The 22,582-nt window shown below is 60.8% G+C and carries 17 protein-coding genes; 7 read left to right on the forward strand and 10 right to left on the reverse strand.

Features of this window, described 5'->3' with window-relative positions:
- The first annotated feature begins 239 nt into the window (after window positions 1–239).
- The gene (gbca, locus tag QRN61_RS00565) at window positions 240–1,535 is read left to right on the forward strand and encodes a glycine betaine monooxygenase oxygenase subunit (RefSeq protein ID WP_285372991.1); all 1,296 of its coding nucleotides are present in this window, start codon (window positions 240–242) and stop codon (window positions 1,533–1,535) included.
- Window positions 1,536–1,631: 96 nt separating this feature from the next.
- On the opposite strand, the gene QRN61_RS00570 is transcribed toward gbca, so the two are convergent.
- The 9 genes from QRN61_RS00570 to QRN61_RS00610 form a co-directional block, all read right to left on the reverse strand.
- On the reverse strand, window positions 1,632–2,876 hold the full coding sequence (locus tag QRN61_RS00570; RefSeq protein ID WP_285372992.1) for a metallophosphoesterase family protein: 1,245 nt from the start codon (window positions 2,874–2,876) through the stop codon (window positions 1,632–1,634).
- A 25-nt stretch (window positions 2,877–2,901) separates the two neighbouring features.
- Window positions 2,902–4,770 carry a c-type cytochrome gene (locus QRN61_RS00575; protein WP_285372994.1) on the reverse strand — a complete coding sequence of 623 codons (1,869 nt, stop codon included), beginning with the start codon at window positions 4,768–4,770 and terminating at the stop codon, window positions 2,902–2,904.
- 198 nt (window positions 4,771–4,968) lie between these two features.
- A complete protein-coding gene (locus QRN61_RS00580) occupies window positions 4,969–8,421 on the reverse strand; it encodes a GMC family oxidoreductase N-terminal domain-containing protein (protein ID WP_285372995.1) in 3,453 nt (1,150 codons plus the stop codon).
- Between the two features lie 1,072 nt (window positions 8,422–9,493).
- Window positions 9,494–10,264, reverse strand: coding sequence for an electron transfer flavoprotein subunit beta (gene etfB, locus QRN61_RS00585; RefSeq protein ID WP_096795707.1), 771 nt, complete (start codon window positions 10,262–10,264; stop codon window positions 9,494–9,496).
- Between the two features lie 10 nt (window positions 10,265–10,274).
- Window positions 10,275–11,495 carry an electron transfer flavoprotein subunit alpha gene (etfA, locus tag QRN61_RS00590; RefSeq protein ID WP_095137469.1) on the reverse strand — a complete coding sequence of 407 codons (1,221 nt, stop codon included), beginning with the start codon at window positions 11,493–11,495 and terminating at the stop codon, window positions 10,275–10,277.
- Window positions 11,495–13,444, reverse strand: coding sequence for a dimethylglycine demethylation protein DgcB (gene dgcB / locus QRN61_RS00595; protein ID WP_247839839.1), 1,950 nt, complete (start codon window positions 13,442–13,444; stop codon window positions 11,495–11,497). The genes etfA and dgcB overlap by 1 nt, the downstream gene beginning before the upstream one ends.
- A 161-nt stretch (window positions 13,445–13,605) precedes the next feature.
- Entirely contained in the window at window positions 13,606–15,666 is a 2,061-nt protein-coding gene (gene dgcA / locus QRN61_RS00600) for a dimethylglycine demethylation protein DgcA (RefSeq protein ID WP_285372996.1), read from the reverse strand.
- 15 nt (window positions 15,667–15,681) lie between these two features.
- Window positions 15,682–16,212, reverse strand: a complete 531-nt coding sequence (locus QRN61_RS00605; protein ID WP_003228980.1) for a DUF5943 domain-containing protein — start codon at window positions 16,210–16,212, stop codon at window positions 15,682–15,684.
- Window positions 16,213–16,426: 214 nt separating this feature from the next.
- The gene (locus tag QRN61_RS00610; RefSeq protein ID WP_285372997.1) at window positions 16,427–17,404 is read right to left on the reverse strand and encodes a dipeptidase; all 978 of its coding nucleotides are present in this window, start codon (window positions 17,402–17,404) and stop codon (window positions 16,427–16,429) included.
- Between the two features lie 234 nt (window positions 17,405–17,638).
- Here QRN61_RS00610 and QRN61_RS00615 point away from each other — a divergent pair, with 234 nt between their 5' ends.
- The 4 genes from QRN61_RS00615 to QRN61_RS00630 all read left to right on the forward strand — a co-directional run bounded on the left by QRN61_RS00615 (window position 17,639) and on the right by QRN61_RS00630 (window position 19,259).
- Window positions 17,639–18,040 carry a lysozyme inhibitor LprI family protein gene (locus QRN61_RS00615; protein WP_097089169.1) on the forward strand — a complete coding sequence of 134 codons (402 nt, stop codon included), beginning with the start codon at window positions 17,639–17,641 and terminating at the stop codon, window positions 18,038–18,040.
- A 212-nt stretch (window positions 18,041–18,252) separates the two neighbouring features.
- On the forward strand, window positions 18,253–18,507 hold the full coding sequence (locus tag QRN61_RS00620) for a type II toxin-antitoxin system RelE family toxin (protein ID WP_096795711.1): 255 nt from the start codon (window positions 18,253–18,255) through the stop codon (window positions 18,505–18,507).
- The gene (locus QRN61_RS00625; RefSeq protein WP_096795712.1) at window positions 18,491–18,814 is read left to right on the forward strand and encodes a helix-turn-helix domain-containing protein; all 324 of its coding nucleotides are present in this window, start codon (window positions 18,491–18,493) and stop codon (window positions 18,812–18,814) included. Before QRN61_RS00620 ends, QRN61_RS00625 begins: the two co-directional genes overlap by 17 nt.
- 28 nt (window positions 18,815–18,842) lie before the next feature.
- Window positions 18,843–19,259: a DUF3010 family protein gene (locus QRN61_RS00630; protein WP_064589572.1), complete on the forward strand. Its 417-nt coding sequence runs from the start codon at window positions 18,843–18,845 to the stop codon at window positions 19,257–19,259.
- A gap of 139 nt (window positions 19,260–19,398) precedes the next feature.
- Here the strand turns inward: QRN61_RS00630 and QRN61_RS00635 are convergent, their stop codons facing one another.
- Window positions 19,399–20,343: a GlxA family transcriptional regulator gene (locus tag QRN61_RS00635; protein ID WP_025108540.1), complete on the reverse strand. Its 945-nt coding sequence runs from the start codon at window positions 20,341–20,343 to the stop codon at window positions 19,399–19,401.
- 192 nt (window positions 20,344–20,535) lie between these two features.
- Here QRN61_RS00635 and QRN61_RS00640 point away from each other — a divergent pair, with 192 nt between their 5' ends.
- Both QRN61_RS00640 and cdhC read left to right on the forward strand, forming a co-directional pair.
- Window positions 20,536–21,480, forward strand: a complete 945-nt coding sequence (locus QRN61_RS00640) for a choline ABC transporter substrate-binding protein (protein WP_247267328.1) — start codon at window positions 20,536–20,538, stop codon at window positions 21,478–21,480.
- Between the two features lie 76 nt (window positions 21,481–21,556).
- Window positions 21,557–22,444, forward strand: a complete 888-nt coding sequence (gene cdhC, locus QRN61_RS00645) for a 3-dehydrocarnitine:acetyl-CoA trimethylamine transferase CdhC (protein ID WP_086793588.1) — start codon at window positions 21,557–21,559, stop codon at window positions 22,442–22,444.
- The last annotated feature ends 138 nt before the right edge of the window (window positions 22,445–22,582 follow it).

A 22,582-nucleotide genomic window follows, 5' to 3' on the forward strand; every position in this document is an offset into this window, starting at 1 on the left:
TGCGTATAGCGTGAACCGTCCGTTTACCTATCCGCGACATCGGCATACTTATCGCGACCAGCCCCCAACCGCCGGGGGTTGCGCGTCGGGAACAGATTGCACCATGTCGCCCATGGATAAGGTTCCGGCCAGCGCCGGCCCCACACTCGCCCCACACCAAGACGAATTCTTTACACCTTGCGTAGCAACCCTGATCAGCCACTTTCGCGGCCACGCAGATGGCCTTGAGGAATACATCGATGGACGTCACCGCAAAAATCAGCCTGGGCGATCCGCTGGAACCCGCACGCAAGGCCACCGCACAGATGCTGCAGGAGCGCGAACGCACTTTCTCGCTGCCGCAGCCGTTCTACAGCGACGAACGCCTGTTCGATATCGACATGCAGGAGATCTTCCAGAAAGAGTGGTTGATCGCCGGCATGACCTGCGAGATCCCGGCCAAGGGCAACTACCTGACCCTGCAGGTCGGCAAGAACCCGATCATCGTCATTCGTGGCGCCGACGGCGTAGTCCACGCCTTCCATAACGTCTGCCGCCACCGTGGTTCGCGTCTGTGCACCAGCGACAAGGGCAAGGTCGCCAAACTGGTCTGCCACTACCACCAGTGGACCTACGAACTGGACGGGCGCCTGCTGTTCGCCGGCACCGAGATGGGCGCCGACTTCGACATGAAGCAGTACGGCCTCAAACCGGTGAACGTGAAGACTGCCGGCGGCTACATCTTCATCAGCCTGGCGGAAAACCCGCCGGCCATCGATGACTTCCTGTCGACGCTGAACCACTACATGGAACCGTACGACATGGAGAACACCAAGGTGGCGATCACCACCACCTTGATGGAAAAGGCCAACTGGAAACTGGTGCTGGAAAACAACCGCGAGTGCTACCACTGCAACGCGTCGCACCCGGAACTGCTGAAAACCCTGCTGGAATGGGACGACGTCACCGACCCGCGCGCCGATCAGGCCTTCAAGGATCACGTCGCCGCCTCCGCCGCTGCGTGGGAAGCCGAGAAAATCCCTTACGCCCACGCCAGTTTCGGCCTGCGCAACCGCATCGTGCGCATGCCGCTGCTCAAGGGCACCGTGTCGATGACCCTGGACGGCAAACAGGGCTGCGCCAAACTGATGGGCCGGATCAAGAACCCCGACCTCGGCTCGATGCGCATCCTGCACCTGCCGCACTCGTGGAACCACTGCATGGGCGACCACATCATCGTCTTCACCGTGTGGCCGATCAGCGCCCAGGAAACCATGGTCACCACCAAGTGGCTGGTGCACAAGGACGCGGTCGAAGGCGTGGATTACGACGTCGAGCGCATGCGCCAGGTGTGGGACGCGACCAACGATCAAGACCGGCGTCTGGCCGAAGAAAACCAGCGCGGGATCAACTCCACGGCTTATCAGCCGGGGCCGTACTCGAAGACCTATGAGTTTGGTGTGGTCAACTTTGTCGACTGGTACAGCGAGCGGATGCTGAGCAACCTTGGGGCCGAGCCTGCGCCGTACCTCAAAGGCGTCCCGGTTCAGGGCTAAAAGCAAAAGCATCGCGAGCAGGCTCACTCCTACAGGGGAACGCATTCCAACTGTAGGAGTGAGCCTGCTCGCGATGGCGTCAGAACAGCCACCTCATTACTTGGATGACCACCTCACCGATCCATCCTCCCCAATAAACTCCTCAAAAATATCCTCCCCCACCAGCCTGATTTTCGCGTAGCCATTCAACACCCGCAGCGGATACGCCGGGTCGTTGGCATCCTGCGTCTCCGACCACAACACCCGCGAATGCCCGTTCAGCTCGCTGGCATTGCCATAGGGAATCGCCCCGTGCCCGGCGCAACGCGCATGCAGGCTGCCCTGTTGCGCGTAGACGATGCCGTTGTGCAGATGCCCCCAGTACCAATAATCCGGCTCGCGCCCCAGGGCATCGCATACCGGTTGATACAGCGCGGTCTGGTGGTGTCCGGAAATATCGAAGCCCTGGTGATGACTGAGCACCATGATCTTTTTGCGTTTCGGCAGGGCTTTCATCCAGGTGATCTGCGGCTCGTTGAGTGTGCCGTCCATGTACAGGTTCATCGCGTCCGAGGCATACGCCGAATCCAGCCCGACCACCAGCCAGTCGTCGTTGATCAAGGCGAAATAACTGGTGCCCTGCTGCCCCGGAAAGCGCTTGGCCAGTTCCTTGAAATAGCCGTGGGCGCCGCTGTACATCTCGTGATTGGAGTTGAGGGTGAACGAGCCGTGGCTGCCCATCGGCCAACCGGCCATGTCGACGTCTTCCTGCGAATGGCTGCCGGCGTAGTAGACGTCGCCCAGATGGATGGTGAAATCGGCCTGGGCCAGTTGCATCTGGTTGGCGACTGAAACCGCCGGCGCATGACTGTCGAAGGGGCCGGTGCCCCAGTCGCCGGCAATCGCCAAAGTCACGTCGCGCTCCATCTGCACCACCGCCGGGTCAGTGCCGAAGGTCGCGTGATGGCGCAGGTTTTCAATCCACTTGAGCAATGCCTCGCTCCACAGCAGATCAAGCAATTCCCACTTGCGACAGCCGAGCAGGCTGCCGTCCTGCAACACCCGGGTTGCCAGTTGATCCGGCGATTGCGGCAGCGGCGTGGCATTGCCGATACGCAGGATCGACAACCCGTGGGACAACTCCCACGGCACCGCCGGCTCATCGGTTGGCAACTCGCCGTTTTTCAGCACGTACTGCGCCTGATCGTGACCGCGCTGCAGCAGCTTGATGATCGCCTGAAACTCCTGCGGTTCCAGCTCGCTGATGAGCTTCATCCAGGCCATTTCCATGCGCGTGAACAAACCGTGAATGCGCAGTTTGACCTTGTCGTACTCGTGTTCCCAATGACTGACCAGTGACATGGCGTAATCCTCTATCCGTAAGGGCTCACAGGGTTTTCATGAATTCGATCAACGCACGTTTGTCGTCGTCCGACAGCGTGGTGCCATACAGGTGACCGCTGTTGTGGTTGCCCTCCAGTCGGGTGTCGTATTTGAAATCCGCCGAGGCTTTGGCCTGAGCGCCCGTGGTGACAAAACCGACGTTGACCGGGTCGTAGACGTCGGAGCCGGTGATGAACACCACCGGACGTTTTTCCGGCGGTTGCAGCAGGTCCCACAGGGTCGGCACCGAACCGTTGTGCAGGTACGGCGCACGCAGCCAGATGCCGTCAGTCGGCGTGTTGCTGTAGCTCTGGGTCTTGCGATAGGCACCGAAGTCGAACGGCGGTTTCTTGAAGGTGTGGAACGCCGTCACCAGACCGGTGGTGAACGAGTCCAGCCGATGTGGATCGGTGCCCAGTTGATCGATATTGGTGGTGACCTGCCCGGTGTCGGCGCGACCGAAGTCGTGGCACGCGGCGCAATTGGCATCCCAGATCGGTTTGCCCTGCGCGACTTTCGCCTGATCCAGCGCCCATGGCCACGCCGGCGCCTTGTGCCCGAGCAGCCAGTTGGTCACGCGGTTGAAGCTTGGCGGTAACACCGACTCCGGCGTTGCGCCCACGGCCATCGCGGCGGCGTAGTTGCGTTCGTGGATCTTGTTGTTATTGCCGTCCCAATGCAGGTACATCGATTCCCGCGGCTTCTGGTTCCACACTTGCGGCAGGTCGACGGTGCCGATGGTCGAGTCATCCGGGAAGCCGAACACCACCATTTTCGTCGGGTTGAAGGTGTCGGTGCGGCCCGGGCCCTGTTGCGGACGCAGCTTCTGCCAGGCGTAGGCCTGCTTCTGCTTGAGCAAGGCGCTTTTCGCCATCGGGATGATCAGATAGCGGTTGTAGAGCTTCTCGAAAAAGCCCAGCTGGAATTTGCCGTTGATCGCCGCCATCACCGCGTCGGTGGTGAATTTCGGGTCGCTGGCACAATCGTAGGCGAACCACTGGAAGGCCTGCAGTTGCAGGGTGTTGGCCGGCGCGCTCGGCACGTTGACCGCGACGTCGCTGGCATTGGCCCGGTAGGAGCCGGTGTGGCACAGCGCGCAGTTCGGTTCCACAGTCGGGTAACCGATCTGCCGCTTGGCCATGCCGATCGGCAGGTCCTTGCCGTTCTCATAAAGAAAGCCGAAGACTTCCCAGCCGCCGGGTTTGGGCAGTTTTTCCGGGCACATCTGCGGCAGCACGGCGAACAGGTAATACGGGATCCGCGCTTCGATGCCCAGGCCGATGGCCGCGTATTTGTAGTGATCTTCGTCGGAGGCGTACTCCTGCTCCGGCACCACGCGCAGCATCTGGTACCAGGTCTGGTAACCGATGAAACCGAGCAGCGCCAGTACGACCAAGGTACCGACCTTGAAGGTATGGCTCTGCCATTGCCGCGCCCAGGCCGCGCGCCACTCGCGCCAGCCATCGCAGAGCAGCGCCCATGGCCGGTTCGCGGGCGTGGTGCCGAGGTACAGCAGAATTCCGAGGATCAGGAAGAAGCTCAGATCGCCCATCAGCATCGGCACGAACACCGAGCCTTGAATGCTCGTATTGATCAGGTAAATCCAGAACACCACGGCGATCAGCCGCGTCAGCACGCACAGCCAGGAATGCACCACATAGCGCGGCGCATTGAAGCCCGACGGCATGTAAAACACGCTGATGCCCACCAGCAGCATCCCGGCGTTTTCCAGCCACGGGTCGGAGAGTTGCGGCGGCAGACCGACCACCGATGTCAGCAATCCCGGCGCGAACAGCGCCGGGATCGCGAACACCGTGTTCATCGCAATGCCGATCCAGATGAAGCGTTGAAACCAGCGGATGTAGGTATCCATGTCATCCATTTCCTTGTGCAGACCTTAGGAGAGTCCCTCTGTGTGATGAGCTTTTGTGGCGAGGGAGCTTGCTCCCGCTCGGCGGCGAAGCCGTCGTAAACCCGGCAGATGCGGTGGTTCAGGAAAACCGCACTCTCAGGTTTTGGGGCCGCTTCGCAGCCCAGCGGGAGCAAGCTCCCTCGCCACAGGAAAACCTCATCAGCCGAGGGCCGTTTTCTCCAGGTGTTCAAGGATGATCGGATACACATCCACCACCGCGTTCTTGCCGAACATGCAGTCGATGTGGCCGTAGCCCGGCACTACGTGCCGGCTGTAGCGCTCCGGCCCGTGGACTTCGCAGACTCGCTGGTAGGTCTTGAGCGTGCTTTCCGGCAGATAGCACTGGTTCTCCGCGCCGCTGATAAAACAGATCGGCATCGTCAGCCGCTCGAAGTGCGGCATGTACACATCGTTGCCCTTGAAATCCACCAAGTGCCCTTTGCGCACGATCAGCGCCAGGTGCTCGAAGGTCTCGATATTCGACTCGCCGAACAGCTCGTGCAGGTTGTCGTGCAGGGTTTCGTTGAGCGTGTCGTGGCGGTACAGCGAGGCGTACATGAAGGTGATGCGGTGGCACACCGGGTTGGTGCAATAGCCCTGCGCCTCGATCCGCGCGTAGCCGTTGAGGGCTTTGTCATAGAGCCGGTTGAACCAGTTCTCCTTGCTGTCGGCGTAAGCCGTCATCGACTTGATGCCGATGGCGTCGAGCATGCCCGGCAAGTGCAGACCAGCCTTCAGTCCGGTGGCAGTGGCGACCACAGTGTCAGCCGCAATCTGCGAGCAGACCACCGAGCGCACACCCTGCAGCCCTGCCAGCAACGACATGAAGAACGTGGTCGCGCCGTAGCAATGCACCACGCACTGCACGTCTTTGGCCTGGGTCTCTTGTTGAATCTGCGCGATGGCAGCCTTGAAGTCGTACTGGGCGATCTGGTCGCCATTCCACTCTTTCTTGCTCGCCGGCAGCAGAATGCTCACCCGGAAATCCAGCAGCCACACGTCATAGTCGTGCTTGCACAGGTACTCCAGCAGGTTGGTCTGGATGGTGTCGGTGGAAAAGATATTCGAGCCGACGCCCAGGCCGTGCACCAGCATCACCGGGCCTTTGCTGCCGGCCTGGTATCGGGTCAGGCGCAGCTCGACGCCGTCTTCGGTGGGGAAGAAATGCACCGCCGGGATCGGCGCATCCAGTGGCCGTTTCAGGCGTGGCGGCGCGTCGGGGTTGAAGTAGATATCGCCAGCGAAGACCCCGCCGTAACTCTCCCAGAGAATTCCGGCGAAGAACTTGCCGAAGCGCGCCAGGCCTTCGATGCGCTCGCGCTCGTTGCGCGCGTTGAGCACTTTCATGGTGGTCATCTGTTTGGCGAAATCGGTCGGATGAATGTGCATCACCCCGGAGCCGATCACCTCGCCCGACTTGTCCGGTCCGCGATACAGCGTTACGTACAGAGTGCTGGTGTCGTGCCAGATGTTGAGCACGCCGTTGTCTTCCGGCACGGTTTTGAAGGCGCTGAAGAAATAGTCGTTGCCGTCCTCGGCGGTCAGTTTCATGTCGTATTTCATGTGCCGTGTGTCGACCTGCTGCTCGAATTGTTCGAACAGATTGAACACGCCGTTGCTGGCGGTCAGCGGTTGCGGCGACAGCGCCGGGGCATTGACCGTACCGACAATGGTCGCGGCGTGCTCCGGTTCCTTGATCATCCGGTTGAGGTCGTTGGCGGTGATGGTCAGGGTGAAGTCGATTGGCGAGTTGTCCGCCTCACCGCGTTTGGCCGCCGCCTCGTAGACTTTCAGATCAGTGCTTTGCGCGGCAGTGAATGCCCGGGAGAAATAGCCCTTCATGGTTTCGGTGAACTGCACGCCGAGAGTCGGTGGTGCCACCTGTTTGCGCGGTGCCGACGGCAACGTGTAGTCGATCTGCCAACCACGGTCAGCGGCGAGCAGGCCCATGTTGCGTTCACTCACAGCGGAGATGGTCAGCAGCGGATTGACCGCCAGCGAGGTCGGGATCACCGCGCCGTCGGTCACGTACAGACTGGCGTAAACATCGGTGCCGGCCGCGCCGCTGAACACCTGGCCCTTGTGATTGACCACGCCTTGCGTCGCGTCTTCGCCCATCACGCAACCGCCCAGCGGATGCACAGAAACGATGCTGTGCTTGAGCAGCCTGGTCCAGATCGGATTCTCGACCCAGACCCCGCCCAACGCCTTGGTGCTCTGGTACAGACGCTCATTGCCGAGCTTGAAGTTTTGCTGCTCGCCGACACCCGGCCAGTCGATGCGCAACTGGTCTTTGCTGTCGAGAATCATCCGGCCCTGGCCGCTGTCGTGGCTCATGATCAGGTAGGTCTGCATATTGTGCAGCGCGCCGTAATAGGGGCCGCGCAGGAAGCTTTCGGCCTCGCGCTCCTTGTAGCCGAGCTTGCCGCTGAAACTGTCGTCCGTGGCCTTGCCGATCATCTCGGCAAACCCGGCCATCGCCGGCACCATCGGCCGGCCGAGGGCGCCGGGGATCGAGCCTTCCTCGATGACCATGCGGCTGCGCCAGTCACCTTCGGTGCGCATGTCGATGATCGAGGTGATGCACGGGCCGACCGGGTGCAGCTCCTTGGCCGAATGCGCGCCGAAGCCGATGCCGTTGATGGTCTGCTCGCAGTTGTGGCCGAAGCCGAGAATGTCACCGTTGCCGCTCATGTTCTCGCCGAGCTGGCCGGACATCACCAGGCCCTTGTCCCGTGAGCGCAGCAGAATTTCGGTAGAGCCGAGGGTGCCGGCGGAGACCACGACGATATCGGCCTTCACGAACAGCGTCGGCGCGTCGAATTTCTCGCGCCCGCTGTCGAGGTACTGGAAGTGCACGATCCAGCCATCGCCGTCGCGCTCCAGATGCCGCACCTCAGCCTGGCAGAAAATCTCCGCGCCATGGTTCCAGGCATCCGGCAGATAGTTCATCAGCGTGGTGTTCTTGGCCTTGTTGTTACAGCCCGAGACGCAGTCGCCGCACTGGTTGCACGGCAGTTGTTCGACGCCGACGTGGTTGAGGTTGTTCGGCAGCTTGTCGAAGGTCACGTTGATCGGTGGCTTGTAGAAATGCGCGCCTTGCTTGAGGTAGTCCGCAGACTTTTTGTTGGCGTCGAGCTTGGGCAGGTTCGGCGCGCTGTTCGGATACGGATTGGGCTTGAGCATTTCCCGGGCGCGGGCGTAACCGTCCTTGAGCAGCGTATCGCGATGATCGCGTACCGCCTGCGGCCAGCGTGGATCCTCGAACACCCCGGGTTCCGGCTCCAGGGCAACGTTGGCGTTGATCAGCGATGTACCGCCGAGGCCGCAGCCGACCACCACGTTCTGCTGGGCATTCACATGCAGGTCGAACAGTCCGGTGCGCGAGCCAATGTGGCCGTCCGGGTCATGCACCTGCAGCTCTTCAGTCGCGGCGATCATGGTGTTGGGGTATTCACCGGGCTGGATTTCCCGCCCGCGTTCGAGCAGGCACACCTGCTTGCCGGCCCGGGACAGGCGCGACGCAGCAATGCCGCCGCCATAACCGGAGCCGATGACGATCACGTCGTAGTGTTCCTTGATCTCGCTGATGGGCGTTGCGATGCGTGTCATGAGGGTGTTCCTCTCTCAGGCAGATGGGGCAACTCTGCGGTTGCCTGCAATCAATGGGCGAACGGGCACCTGGCCTCCGGGTCGAGCCCGGCGACAGCACAGCGGTTAAAGCAGGAGGTCGCTACAGACGAGCGCGTTGATTGGCCGCACGACGTAACGTGCGCTTGCGTGGCGAGGGGGGATGGCGGTGTGGGCGGCTATCCATCATGCGTTCTCCCAGAACCTGATGTGGATAAGTGACGGCTGTCCTTGTGCCATTGCAGTGAAGACAGCGCAGGAATCGAAGTCAAGGCAACGCTTTAGAACTGTATGAAATCTGATCAATTGCGGTTTGGACTATACCGGGCGGGCCTTGCAGGGTTTGGCAAACAAGTTATCCACATAACCGCCCACAGCAATTGGGGGTAACTGTGGATGACTGGAAAAATAACTCGCTGATTTGTGAAGAAAAATCGTGACTTATCCAGAATGATGGTTTGCCAGACACATTGGCTATTTTTTGATCAGATCTTTGTAAGCCACGGTTTTCATGGCTTGTAGAGGATGGCGAACACGTTATCCACAGAAGCGCCAACAGAGTTCGGGGGTAACTTCGCGGTAGCTGTGGAAAAGCGCAGAGGGCTGTGTGAAATCGCGGTTTACACGGGGATTATCAGCTTTAAAAGCTTAATCGATCAATTATTGATCAATCCTATACAGGCCACGTTTTATATGGCTTGCAGCGGACAGCGAACATCTTGTCCACAGAAGCGCCAACAGAGATTGGGGGCAACTCTTGAAGTTATTCAGGAGAAAAAGCCCGGTAAAACCGTGACTTAGGCTGGTTGTTTTTTGAGCTGGAGCCTGGAAGGCTTGATTGGCGTGGGGTACAGGGATGGGCGAACACGTTATCCACAGATCCGCCAACAGGGATTGTGGGTAAACATATTCAGTCAGGTACACATGGATTCCAATGTGGGAGCGAGCCTGCTCGCGAAAGCTTCGGATCAGTCGACATATGTATCAACTGACAATCCGCTTTCGCGAGCAGGCTCGCTCCCACAGGGGGTTCAGAGTCTGGAAGAAGGTGTCGCTAGCGAACGACGCCTTCTTCGATCAGTAGTTTGAGGATCGCTTCCGCCCCGGCCTGCGCGGTTACGCCCTTGAGCACTTGTCCACCGCCGCCACTGGCTTTGGCGGTGGCAGCTTTCATACGGTCCGCACCGCTCTTGGCCTTGATCACCTTCAAACGTTTCGGCCGTGGCTTGGCCGGTTGCAACGTGGCAACCGCCAGCAGTTCATCGTCGAGCACCTCCACGTCTTCGGCATTCAACACCCCGCGTCGCGCCGGGCCGTAGGCACTTTGTCGAGGTTTGGGCGCGGCGTTATCCACAGTCGCCAGAAACGGCAGCTTCACCTTCAACCGCCGCCGCTGCCCACGGGGCAAGGCTTGCAGCACCAGCGCCGAACCATCATTGATCGACTCGACCTGCGCCAGCCCGACCACCAGCGGCCAGCCCAGCCCTTCGGCGAGCAAGAACGGCAACATGCCCGAGCCTTCGCCGGTTTCCGCCTGACTGCCGGTCAGCACTACCTGGGCGCCGGCATCACGCAGATACGCGGTCAGCGCCGGCAAGGCGTCGGCGCCAGCGGGTTGCTCCAGCACATGCAGCTGTTCCAGGCCCATGCCCAGATAGGCGCGCAGCGCCGGTTCCGCGACATCTCCGGCGTGCAGCACCTGCAGGTTATCCCCAGCCAGTTGCAGGCCCAGTTCCACGGCGCGGGCGTCCTGTTCGGCGCGGCGTGGCCGGCCCGAGGTCGGGTGGGCACCGATGGAAACCAGACTGATGATCTTTGTGCTCATAACCCGTTCCTTAAGCCGCATCGCGCTTGGCTTCGTTGCGGTAAGCCGCTACCGCCGCGATCAAGGCCTGAAGAATTTCCGCGCTCTCGCCAATCACCGACAGGTCGGCGCGTTTGATCATGTCGCAACCGGGGTCGAGGTTGATCGCCACCACCTTGTCGCAGGCACCGATGCCCTGCAGGTGCTGGATCGCCCCGGAGATACCCACAGCCACGTAAACCCGCGCGGTGACCCAAGTGCCGGACGCGCCGACCTGCCGATCACGGGCCATGAAGCCGTCGTCCACCGCCACCCGCGAGGCGCCTTCGGTGGCACCGAGCGCCGCAGCGGTCTGGTGGAACAGCGCCCAGTCCTTGACCCCGTTGCCGCCGGAGAAAATGAATTCGGCCTCGGCCATCGGAATCGCCGCCGGGTCCACCGCGACCGCGCCAAGATCCTCGATCCGCGACAGGCTGCGCGCCACCGTTGTGGATAACTCCACCGGCAGCGCCTCATGACGGGTTTCGCTGACCGGTTCCGCGCATTCGGCTGCGGCCAGAATCAAACGTGCGACCGGTCGCGCCAGGTCTTGCAGGCCTGCGCCAGCGCGACCGATGCATTCCTGATCCTTGACCTGCCACACCCGCGTTGCCGGACGTTCGCCCAGTGCCGCGGCAAAACGCCGACCGAGTTCACCACCACCGCTGCGACTGTCCGGCAGCAGCCAGTGGCGTGGATTGAACTGGTTATCCACAGCCCGCAGGCCCTGCACCCGTTGCTCCGGTGCATAACCACTGAATTGGTCACCCTCCAGTACCAGCAAGCGATCGACGCCGGCCGTGGCGAAGGCGCTCTCTTTGTGATCTCCAAACACCACCGCCAGCACCGCACCGTCGTTGCCGGCCAGTTGATGAGCCAGGCCCAACAGGTCACGGTCGTGGCTGCTCAGGCGGCCGCCGACCATGTCCGGCACCACGCTGATGTAGAACGCCGGGGCCGGTACCTGATGCAGCGGCAACTGCACTTCAACCGTGGCCGAGCGTTTGACCGCCCCGCCCTGTTGCGCGCCGCTGCGGTCGATACGCTTGATGCCGTTGGGGCCGATGAATCCGATGCCGTGCAGGTTCTTGCGGATGACACCATTGGGGCCCATCCAGCTGTGTTGCGCCGGTTGCATCGCCGCGTGCAACGGGTGCAGACGGTTACGCGCAATCCATTCGGCGCGCGGGTCGCGGCGGATAATGTCGCTCATCAGTGGGCCTCCGCAGGTTCACGTTTGGCCGGTGCAGTCGGCTTGTTCGGCGCGGCATCTTCGAGCAGCGCATCGGCCACCAGTTCGGCGATGTCCTTGATCAACGGACGCGGTTCGACCACGCCCTCGAGCATCGCCGTGCACTGTGGACAACCTACGGCTACCAGCTCGGCGCCAGTCTCGCGGATGTCGTCCATGCGCATGTCGGGAATCCGTTGCTTGCCGGGAATGTCGGTGATCGGCGCACCGCCACCGCCGCCGCAGCAGCGCGAACGGAAGCCGGAACGTTGCATCTCCTTGACCTCGATGCCGAGGGCGCGCAGCACTTCGCGCGGTGCCTCGTACTCGCCGTTGTAGCGACCGAGGTAGCACGGGTCGTGGTAGGTCACGCTGTTGCCTTTGTGCTGACCGAGGTTCAGCGCACCGGCCTGGATGATTTCCGCCATGTAGGTGCTGTGGTGCTGCACCAGGTAGTTGCCGTCGAACGCGCCGTACTCGTTTTTCAGCACATGGAAGCTATGCGGATCGCAGGTGACGATGCGGTTGAAGCTGTATTTGGCCAGGGTCTGGATATTGCGTTTGGCGAGCAGCTGGAAGGTCGCTTCGTCGCCTAAACGCCGGGCCACATCACCGCTGTCACGTTCTTCGAGGCCGAGCACCGCAAAGTCGACCTTCGCGGCTTTCAGAACTTTGACGAACGCACGCAAGGTGCGCTGGTTGCGCATGTCGAAGGCGCCGTCGCCGACCCAGAACAGTACGTCGGTAGACTTTTTTTCGCTGAGCAGAGTGAGGTTCAGATCCGCCGCCCAGTTCATCCGCCCGCCCGGAGCGAAACCGCCGGGGTTGTCAGTGGCGATGAGGTTTTCCAGGACCTCGGCACCCTTGTTCGGGGTCGCGCCTTTTTCCAGCGTCAGGTGGCGGCGCATGTCGACGATGGCGTCGACGTGCTCGATCATCATCGGGCATTCCTCGACGCAGGCGCGGCAAGTGGTGCACGACCACAGGGTTTCGGCATCGACCAGACCATTGACGATAGGTTGATGCGGATTGCCGCTGTGCTCACCGATTGGCTTGCCCGGATAAGGACTACCGGCAAACTTCGCGTCAGTGCCGCCAGCCAGGCCGACGACCATGTCCTGAATCAGCTTTTTCGGGTTCAGCGGCTGGCCGGCAGCGAAGGCCGGGCACGCCGCTTCGCACTTGCCGCACTGCACGCAGGCGTCAAAACCGAGCAACTGGTTCCAAGTGAAATCCTTGGGTTTTTCCACGCCGAGCGGCGCGCTTGGATCATTCAGATCCAGCGGTTTCAAACCGGTGGAACGACCGCCGCCAAAGCGCTCGGCGCGGCGGTGCCAAGCCAGGTGCAGGGCGCCGGCGAAGGCGTGCTTCATCGGCCCGCCCCAGGTCATGCCGAAGAACAACTCCGACACGCCCCACAAAACACCGAGCCCGAGAATCGCCGCCAGCAGCCAGCCGCCGAAGTTCTCCGGAAGGATTCCGGCCACCGGCAGGGTCACCAGGAAGAACGAGGCGGAGAAAGCCAGCAGGCTTTTCGGCAGGCGCATCCACGGGCCTTTCGACAACCGTGCCGGCGGATTGAGCCGGCGCCGATAAACGAAGAGCGCACCGACGAACATCACCGCCGTCATCAACAGCAGCGCATAGCCGAGGATGCGGTTATGCAGGCCGAAACCGTGCACCAGAATCGCCAGCACGATCGACGCCACCGCACCACCGGCCGTGGCGACGTGAGTGTTGGCGATGTATTTATCCCGCGCCACCACGTGGTGCAAGTCGACCATGTAACGCTTGGGCATGGCCAACAGGCCGCCGATCAGATCGACCTTCGAGGCCCGGCCCCGACGCCACATGGCCACCCGCCGCAACGCCCCCAGAACCGCAAGGGCCAGGGCTGCGAACAACAGGATTGGAAGAAGGGTGTTCAACATAGGTGTTGCTCCCAGAGACCTCGGGTCTTGCAGGTCGAGATGCCTTACTCGGTCACTGTGGGAGCGGGCTTGCCCGCGAATGCATTCTGTCAGTCACATTTTTATCGACTGACCCACCGCTATCGCGGGCAAGCCCGCTCCCACAGGTCGTGTGCAAGCTTTTAAAAATCCTTGCAGAGCCGCAACGCGTCATAGATCGCAGCATGGGTATTACGCTGCGCCACGCAGTCACCGATGCGGAACAGCAAGTAACCGTCGCCATTGCTGCTCAACGAAGGTTGCGGCTGGATCGCGAACAACGCTTCGACGTCGATCTGACCCTTGTTGCGCGAATCCTCTTTGAGCGCGTAGTAGATTTCCTCGTCCGGACGCACGCCGTTCTCCACCACCACCTGATCGACCACCCGCTCCTCTTTGGCGCCGGTGTATTCGTTCTCCAGCACCGCCACCAGCTTGTCGCCTTCGCGGTAGACCTTTTCCAGCATCATGTCGCCGGTCATGATCACTTCTTTCGGGTACATGCTGCGGTAGTAAGTCGGGAACGATGTACCGCCGATGGCCACGCCCGGTTTGATGTCGTCGGTGACGATCTCGACCTGGCTGCCCTTGTCGGCGAGGAAGTCGGCCACCGACATCCCGGTGAACTCGCAAATGGTGTCGTAGACCAGCACGTTCTTGCCCGGCGCGACCTTGCCGTCGAGCACGTCCCAGCTGCTGACTACCAACCCTTCGGCGGCGCCCCAGTGTTCGTTCTGCTCAAGGAATGGATGCCCACCGACTGCCAGCACCACCACGTCCGGACGCAAGTCCATGATGGTGTCGGCATCTGCAGCAGTGCCCAGACGCAGGTCGACTTTCAGCCGCGCCAGTTCCAGCTGGAACCAGCGGGTGATGCCGGCGATCTGGTCACGTTGCGGTGCTTTCGACGCGGTAGTGATCTGCCCGCCGATGAATTCTTTCTTCTCGAACAGGGTCACGTCGTGGCCACGCTCGGCAGAGACGCGTGCTGCTTCCATCCCGGCCGGGCCGGCACCAACGATCACCACTTTGCGTTTGACGCCTGTGGACTTTTCGATGATGTGCGGCACGCCCATGTATTCACGGGACGTCGCGGCGTTCTGGATGCACAGCACGTCCAGACCTTGATACTGACGATCGATGCAGTAGTTGGCGCCGACGCACTGTTTGATCTGGTCGATCTGGCCCATCTTGATCTTGGCGATCAGGTGCGGGTCGGCGATGTGCGCGCGGGTCATGCCGACCATGTCGACGTAACCGCCTTCAAGGATGCGCGTGGCCTGGTTCGGGTCTTTGATGTTCTGTGCGTGCAGCACCGGCACCTTGACCACTTCCTTGATTCCGGCCGCCAGGTGCAGGAACGGCTCCGGCGGATAACTCATGTTCGGAATCACGTTGGCCAGGGTGTTGTGGGTGTCGCAACCCGAGCCGACGACGCCGATGAAATCGAGCATGCCGGTGTCGTCGTAATACTTGGCGATCTGCTTCATGTCCTCGTGGGACAGACCGTCCGGGTGGAACTCGTCACCGCAGATACGCATGCCCACGCAGAAGTCGTCACCGACCTCGGCACGCACGGCTTTCAGTACTTCCAGGCCAAACTTCATCCGGCCTTCGAAGCTGCCACCCCATTCGTCGGTACGCTTGTTGACGCGCGGGCTCCAGAACTGGTCGATCATGTGCTGGTGCACGGCCGACAGCTCGACGCCGTCCAGGCCACCGGCCTTGGCGCGGCGCGCCGCCTGGGCGTAGTTGCCGATCACCCGCCAGATCTCTTCCGGCTCGATGGTCTTGCAGGTCGCACGGTGCACGGGTTCACGGATACCCGACGGCGACATCAGGGTCGGCCAGTGGAAACCATCCCAACGCGAGCGTCGGCCCATGTGGGTAATCTGGATCATGATCTTGGCGCCATGCTTGTGCATGGCGTCGGCCAGGTTCTGGAAGTGCGGGATGATCCGGTCGGTGGACAGGTTGACCGAACTCCACCATTGCTGCGGACTGTCGATGGCGACTACCGACGAACCGCCGCAGATCGCCAGGCCAATGCCGCCCTTGGCTTTCTCTTCGTAGTATTTGACGTAGCGCTCGGTGGTCATGCCACCGTCAGTCGCGTAGACCTCGGCGTGCGCGGTGCTGAGCACGCGGTTACGGATGGTCAGTTTGCCGATCTGGATCGGCTGGAACATTGCTTCGAAAGCCATGGCGGGTTCCTCGACTTACAACGGCTTGACGGTGAACAGGCCGTCGTCGTGGCCTTCTTCGGAGCCACCGTAGACTTGCTCGGCAACCGTACGAATCTTGCTGCCGCGAGCGGCGAGGATCTGGTCCATGGCGCCGGCAAACCAGCCGGTGAACATGTAGTCAACCTTGCGCCCAACCTTGCCGTAGACGTAGACGAACGCGGAGTGTTCGAGCTTGACGCTGGCGGTGCCTTTGTCGAGATCGATGTCCTGAATCTTGAACAGGCCCCAGCCGCGTTGCGACAGACGCTTCATGTAGTGCTCGAACACCGCGACGCCTTCCAGGCCGTGACATTCGGCTTCTTTTTCGCACCAGTGCCAGGCGGACTTGTAGCCGGCCTTGTAGAGGATTTCGGCATAGGCTTCAGCGCCCAGCACTTCCTCGATGCCCATGTGGTTGTTGACGAAGAAGTGACGCGGCACGTAGAGCATCGGCAGGGCGTCGGAGGTCCAGACACCGGTCTCGCTGTCGACTTCGATTGGCAATTGCGGGGCGATCTTGGCCATGGAAACTTAACTCCAGAAAAATTCGTGGTTGGTGCCGAGCGAAGCTTTTGCTTTGCTCTTATAAACAAGCCGTATGAATGACTTTGGAGCCGTAGCGAGCACGTCGAGAGCAAGGAAGGACCGGAGCGACAAGCGAGACAGTACGGGACGTACGGCGAGTTTGGCGCGAGGACCTGACGCAGCTATCGGCGAGCGGAGTAGGCTCCAGAGTTATTCATTCGCCCCAGACGTCTTTGAGGACGTTCACCCAGTTCTCGCCCATGATCTTGCGCACCACACGCTCGGAGTGGCCGCGCTTGAGCAGGGTTTCGGTCAGGTTCGGGAACTCGCCGACAGTGCGGATGCCCAGCGGGTTGATGATCTTGCCGAAGCTGGTCAGACGACGGGCGTAGCCCTTGTCGTGGGTCAGGTATTCGAAGAAGTCCTGGCCGTGACCCTGGGTGAAGTCGGTGCCGATGCCGATGGCGTCTTCGCCGACGATGTTCATGGTGTATTCGATGGCTTCGGCGTAATCGTCGATGGTCGAATCGATGCCCTTGGCGAGGAATGGCGCGAACATGGTCACGCCAACAAAACCGCCGTGGTCAGCAATGAACTTCAGTTCAGCATCGGACTTGTTGCGTGGGTGCTCTTTCAGACCCGACGGCAGGCAGTGGGAATAGCAGACCGGTTTTTTCGATTCGAGGATGACTTCTTCGGAAGTCTTGGAGCCAACGTGGGACAGGTCGCACATGACGCCGACGCGGTTCATCTCGGCGACGATTTCGCGACCGAAGCCCGACAGGCCGCCGTCACGCTCGTAGCAGCCGGTGCCGACCAGGTTCTGGGTGTTGTAGCACATCTGCACGATGCCGACGCCGAGCTGCTTGAACACCTCGACATAGCCGATCTGGTCTTCGAACGCGTGGGCGTTCTGGAAGCCGAAAAGGATGCCGGTCTTGCCCTGCTCCTTGGCGCGGCGGATGTCGGCGGTGGTGCGCACCGGCATCACCAGGTCGCTGTTTTCGCGGATCAGCTTCAGGCTGGCGGCAATATTGTTCACGGTCGCCTGAAAGCCTTCCCACACCGACACAGTGCAGTTGGCCGCCGTCAGACCGCCCTTGCGCATGTCTTCGAACAGCTCGCGGTTCCATTTGGCAATGATCAGACCGTCGATAACGATGCTGTCGGCGTGTAATTCGGCTGGGCTCATCAGGCGTCCCCTTATTGGCGATTCATGCGCCGAATCGTCTGCCGGCGCTTTGGGGCCAGCATATGCCTCGGTGCCGGGGCGACCGGGTGCAAAAACGACAGGGGAATTGCCGAAAGCGTCAATCCGCGACAAAGGGTCGCCAGGCGTCCCGATCAGCTACCTGTTCAAGCCCGCCAGCTTGAGCCAGAATCTGGCGCATCTTGGATACACCACTGGATTAGAGCGGCGACAACCATGAAATCGATCTTCCTGGCTTTGGCACTGATGGCGACCGGCGTACACGCCGCCGAAGAGACCGACAACAACCCGTGCGACGCGGTGGAAAACGACGTCCAGACCCTGGAGTGCTCGACCTACAGCCGCAGCACCGCCGAAGACCTGCTCAAGGACAACTACGCCAGCCTCAACGAGCGCATGCAGACCACCTATGGCAAAAACGCCGCGCAACTGGCCGACATCACCGCCAAACTGAAGACGGCTCAGCAGCAGTGGCTGAAGACGCGGGATGCGGATTGCGCGGTGGAAGCATTCCCGGCCACCGAAGGCAGCAAGGCGTTCAAGATTGCGCAGAATGACTGCGTGGCACGGATGAGTGACGAACGGTCGGAGTTTTTGGAGTCGATTGGGCAGGAATAGTCCTCAAAATTTGAAGGAAAATTGGAACCACTTTCTGCATTCGCCTCGTGAATCTCTTCTTCTTACGGCACATGCCGACTTCGCCTACACGTATTGCGTGAAAGCTCCGATCTACGGGCCTTTCACGCAATATGCTGACAACAGTTCTTGATTGGTCACATTGGAAATATAAGTAAAGATTCGCGAATCTTATAAAAGACTTATATTCTTCCATGAACAGCATCCACTGGACACGAAAGGCCGTTAAGCAACTCTTGAAATTGCACTCTGTGCATCAGGTAAAGGTTCGAGATGCCGTTACGTCGCTCGCCGACATGCCTGATGTGGGCAATGTCAAAGCACTGATTGGCCATGACTACGCCTACCGCCTGCGCGTCGGCAATTATCGAGTCATGTTTGACTGGGATGGCGCAATCAAAGTGATCAGTATTCAAGAGGTCAAGAAACGCGATGAACGCACCTACTGACATCCAAATCATCAACGACGCTGAAGGCAACCCAGCCTTCGTCGTCATCCCTTACGCGCAGTACATTGCGCAGAAAAAGCAGCCCGACCTGATTCCCCATGAAGTCGTCAGTCGGATGGTCGACGGGGCGACACCGATCCGTGCCTGGCGTGAATATCTCAACTTGACTCAGGAAGAAGTCGCCAAACGCATGGGTATTTCACAACCGGCGTTTGCTCAGCAGGAAACAGTCGCCAAGCCTCGCAAGGCCACACGCGAGAAAATTGCCGCAGCGTTCGGCATCACCGCCAATCAGCTTGAGTTGTAGGCTGCCCTCTTTATTCAAAGGAATTCCCATGAACATCTGCGGCATCGAAATCAAAGGCAGCGAAGCGATCATCGCCGTGGCCTCCCTTGACGGGGCAACGCTGAGCCATGTGGCGCTCAACACCAAGAAAATCGCCCTCGACGATGATGACGAGGCGGCTAACGTCAAACGCTTCGCGGCGCAGGTTGCTTCGTTTGTGCGCGAGCATTCGATTGACCGGATTGCGATCAAGAAGCGCAGCAAGAAGGGTGAGTTTGCCGGTGGTCCGACCACGTTCAAGATCGAGGGTGTGTTTCAGTTGCTGGACGGGTGTGAGGTGACGTTGTTGTCGCCGCAGACGATCAATGCCCAGGCCAAGAAGCACAATTTCGAGCTGCCGGGGACGCTGAACAAGTATCAGCATGAGGCTTATAAAGCGGCGTGTTCGGCGTTGGTGAAGAAGTAACCTTTTCTTCAGACACTGAAGATCAAAAATGTGGGAGCGGGCTTGCTCGCGAATGCGGTGGATCAGTCAACTCATGTTTCGACTGACACTCCGCTTTCGCGAGCAAGCCCGCTCCCACATTGGTTTTGTGTGCATCCATTCAAGCTTGGGCGGTACGGCGGTCTTCGCGGGGGCAGCGGGCGAATTTTGCTCGATAGCTGCGGGTGAAATACGACGGCGATTCAAAGCCGCAGGCGATGCTGACTTCGAGCACGCTCATATCGGTCTGACGCAACAGCTGCCGGGCTTTTTCCAATCGCAACCGCAGATAGAAATTGCTCGGCGTGTCGTTCAGATGCAGCCGAAACAGGCGCTCCAACTGTCGCCGTGTCACCTTGATCGATTCCGCCAGTTGCAGCGTGGTCAGCGGTGGTTCGCTGTGTTGTTCCATCTCGCCAATCACCTGCACCAGCTTCTTGTTGCTGATGCCGTAGCGCGTGGCGACTTCCATGCGCTGGTGGTCCTTGCGCGGACGTATCCGTCCCAGCACGAACTGCTCGCTGACCTGAATCGCCAGTTGCGGGCCATGGGCCTGGGCGATCAGATCAAGCATCAGATCGATAGACGCCGTGCCGCCCGCCGAGGTGATGCGCCGGCGGTCGATCTCGAACAGTTCCTGGGTGACGCTGAGCTGTGGATAAGATTCCTTGAACGCATCGATGGCCTCCCAGTGCAAGGTCAGGCGATGGCCGTCGAGCAGGCCGGCTTCGGCGAGGACGAAACTGCCGGTGTCGATGGCACCGAGGGTCACGCCTTCGTTGTCCAGGCGGCGCAGCCAGTGCTCAAGGGTTGGCGTGGCGAACTTCAGCGGTTCGAATCCGGCCACCACTAACAGCGTCGCACCTTTCTTCAGCGGCTCCAGCGCCGCGTCGGCGTTGACCGACATGCCGTTGCTCGCCAGCACCGCCCCGCCATCGGCGCTGAGCACGTGCCAGCGGTACAGCTCGCCACGAAAACGGTTGGCTACCCGCAGCGGTTCGATCGCGGAGATAAAGCCGATGGCGGAAAACCCCGGCATCAGCAGAAAGTAGAAATCCTGGGACATGTGCGCACTCGGTTAGCGGGTAGCGTGGATCGTTGATACGCCGATTGTCGTCAGCGTTCAAGCGCACAGGTCGCTACAGTGCAAATGCCAGTCGCCGCAGTGCGCTTTCACGGGGCCGTTGCTGCGTAACTTGGCATCACCGGCACGCCAGATGCCGGAACTCACAATAAACGACCTGCCGAGGAACCCGACATGAAACGACTGATCAGCAGCTGTGTTCTTGCACTCAGCGGTACCGCTTTCTTGAGCGCCAGCGTCATGGCAGCCGAACCCGCCTCGTGCCAGAACGTGCGCATGGGCGTCGTCAACTGGACCGACGTGATCGCCACCAGTGCCATGACCCAGGTCCTGCTCGACGGCCTCGGCTACAGCACCAAACAAACCAGCGCGTCCCAGCAAATCATCTTCGCCGGGATCCGCGATCAGCGTCTGGACCTGTTCCTCGGTTACTGGAACCCGCTGATGACCCAGACCATCACCCCGTTCGTCGACGCCAACCAGGTCAAAGTCCTGGAAGCACCGAACCTGAAGGATGCCCGCGCGACCCTCGCCGTGCCGACCTATCTGGCCGACAAGGGTCTGAAGACTTTTGCCGACATTGCCAAGTTCGAAAAGGAACTGGGCGGCAAGATCTACGGGATCGAACCGGGTTCGGGCGCCAACACGCAGATCAAGGCGATGATCGCCAAGAACCAGTTCGGCCTCGGCAAATTCCAGCTGGTCGAGTCCAGCGAAGCCGGGATGCTCGCCGCCGTCGACCGCGCCGTGCGCCGCAAAGAGGCCGTGGTGTTCTTCGGCTGGGCGCCGCACCCGATGAACGTCAACGTCAAGATGACTTACCTCACTGGCAGCGAAGACGCCCTCGGCCCGAACGAAGGCATGGCCACGGTGTGGACTGTCACCGCGCCGAAATACGCCGAACAGTGCCCGAACATCGGTCGCCTGCTGAGCAACCTGACGTTCACCGCCGAAGACGAGAGCCGGATGATGCAGCCACTGCTCGATCACAAGGACGCCTTCGAATCGGCCAAGCAATGGCTCAAGGATCACCCCGAAGACAAGCAGCGCTGGCTGGAAGGTGTAACCACCTTCGACGGCAAACCGGCCGCTGAAAATCTGCAACTGACCAGCAAATAACCCAAGCCCGAACACACGCTTCGCAGCCCGAGAAAGGGCTGCGAACAAACCCATCACGCCTGAAGGAAACCGCACCATGAACCACGACGTCATCATCACCTGCGCACTCACCGGTGCTGGCGACACGACCGCCAAGAGCCCCCACGTGCCGGTCACCCCGAAACAGATTGCAGCGGCTGCCGTGGAAGCGGCCAAGGCCGGCGCCACCGTCGTCCACTGCCACGTGCGCGACCCGCAGACCGGCAAGTTCAGCCGTGACGTGGCGCTGTACCGCGAAGTGATGGAGCGCATCCGTGAGGCCGACGTCGACATCATCGTCAACCTCACCGCCGGCATGGGCGGCGACCTGGAGATCGGTGCCGGCGAGCACCCGATGGAGTTCGGCCCGAACACCGATCTGGTCGGCCCGCTGACCCGTCTGGCTCACGTTGAAGAACTGCTGCCGGAAATCTGCACCCTCGATTGCGGCACGCTGAACTTCGGCGACGGCGACACCATTTACGTCTCGACCCCGGCGCAACTGCGCGCCGGCGCCAAGCGCATCACCGAGCTGGGGGTGAAGGCCGAACTGGAAATTTTCGACACCGGCCATCTATGGTTCGCCAAGCAGATGATCAAGGAAGGCTTGCTCGACAACCCGCTGTTCCAGCTGTGCCTGGGCATCCCGTGGGGTGCGCCGGCCGACACCACCACCATGAAAGCCATGGTCGACAACCTGCCCGCCGATGCGGTGTGGGCCGGGTTCGGCATCGGCCGCATGCAGATGCCAATGGCCGCGCAAGCGGTGCTGCTCGGCGGCAACGTGCGGGTTGGTCTGGAAGACAACCTGTGGCTGGACAAGGGCGTGCTGGCGACCAACGGCCAACTGGTCGAACGCGCCAGCGAGATCCTCAGCCGCCTCGGCGCCCGCGTGCTGACCCCGGCTGAGGGCCGCAAGAAGATGGGCCTGACCCAGCGCGGCTGACCCAGCACTCATTTCCCCCTATGGGAGCGGGCTTGCTCGCGAAGGCGCTGGCTCTGCCCATAAAGATGCGTCGGATGTACCGGCCTCTTCGCGAGCAAGCCCGCTCCCACAGTTTTTTGTGCCAAATTCAGGAAATCA

The organism is Pseudomonas sp. lyk4-TYG-107, from assembly GCF_030209055.1.
GTDB classification, from domain to species: Bacteria; Pseudomonadota; Gammaproteobacteria; order Pseudomonadales; family Pseudomonadaceae; genus Aquipseudomonas; species Aquipseudomonas putida_A.